The 1,329-nt window shown below is 66.4% G+C and carries 1 protein-coding gene; it reads left to right on the top strand.

Features of this window, described 5'->3' with window-relative positions; all coding sequences use genetic code 11:
• Window positions 1-47: 47 nt before the first annotated feature.
• Window positions 48-1,322: an IS30 family transposase gene (locus GVV77_RS18015; protein ID WP_425483376.1), complete on the top strand. Its 1,275-nt coding sequence runs from the start codon at window positions 48-50 to the stop codon at window positions 1,320-1,322.
• Window positions 1,323-1,329: the final 7 nt, after the last annotated feature.

Here is a 1,329-nt window from a genome sequence, read left to right as displayed (position 1 = left end):
GGCAGTCTCTAGTTTTTAGCGCAACACCTTGAGGAACGGGGTGTGGTGTGGGTAAGAAGATTGGGTGGGAGACGCGGGCGGCGGCGTATCGGGCGCTGATCCGAGGCGTTTCGACGGTCCGGGTGGGGTCATCATTGGACGTTCATCGGATGACGGTCGGCAGATGGGCCACTCTTGGTGGCATGAAACTGCTCGATGGTCCCTATGGCGGGGTACCGCCGATGCCGATGCTGAGGGCTGTGCGGGAGGCTGTCCCGCCGCCGGGCGCCTCAGGTCCAGCGGGTGTGCTGGGCGCGCAGGGTCGGTCGTATCGACGGTTGACGCTGGCTGATCGGTCGTTCATTCAGGCAGCGCGGGCGTTGCCTGAGCCGATGGGAGTGCGGGCGCTCGCCCGGGAACTGGGGGTGCATCCCTCGACCGTGTCGCGGGAGGTCCGCGCCCACCAGGTCCAGCACTGGGGCCTAGCGGAGTACGACGCGGAACTGGCGCACTACCGGGCGCTGGCATCCCGGCCGCGACGCCGACAGGCCAAGCTCACCGATCCGAGGCTGCGCCGCGAGGTCGTGTCACGCTTGAACCTGAAGTACTCGCCCGAGCAGGTCGCGGGCGAGTTGAAGCTGGCATTCCCGGACCGGGCGGAGCTGCACGTGTCGCACGAGACGATCTACCAGGCTCTTTATGTTCAGGGCCGCGGGGCGTTGCGGCATGAGCTCACCGTCGCCAAAGCGCTGCGCTCGGGCAGGACCGAGCGGATCCCTGCATCGAAGCTACCCAAACGATCCAGCCGGCCCTGGCTGGATGGGGCGAGGCTGAGCGAGCGTCCCGCTGAGGTGGCCGACCGTGCGGTCCCGGGGCATTGGGAAGGGGACCTTGTGGTCGGCCCGGGCAACTCCGGCATCGTCACCCTGGTCGAACGCCGCACCCGCTACGCGCTTCTGGGCAGACTCCCGGGGGTCCGCGACAGCAAGACAGTGACCGATGTGTTGGCCGCGATGATCGCCGGCCTGCCGGCCGAGCTGGCGAAGACGATCACCTGGGACCAGGGCACCGAGATGGCCGCTCACGCCGCGTTCACCATCGCCACCGGGTGCCCGGTGTTCTTTTGCGACCCGCACTCGCCGTGGCAGCGAGGCACGAACGAGAACACCAACGGCCTGATCCGGGACTTCTACCCGAAGGGCACCGACTTCAACAAGATCACCGATGCTGAACTCGCCGACGTCCAAACGCTACTCAACATCCGCCCCCGACAAACCCTCCACTGGCGCAAACCCTATGACAAACTCAACGAACTGATCACCGGTGTTGCGCTAACAACCTGAGACAGCC

The organism is Arthrobacter zhaoguopingii, from assembly GCF_009828605.1.
Classification (GTDB): Bacteria; Actinomycetota; Actinomycetes; order Actinomycetales; family Micrococcaceae; genus Arthrobacter_D; species Arthrobacter_D zhaoguopingii.
This window is presented reverse-complemented; position numbering and strand designations above follow the sequence as displayed.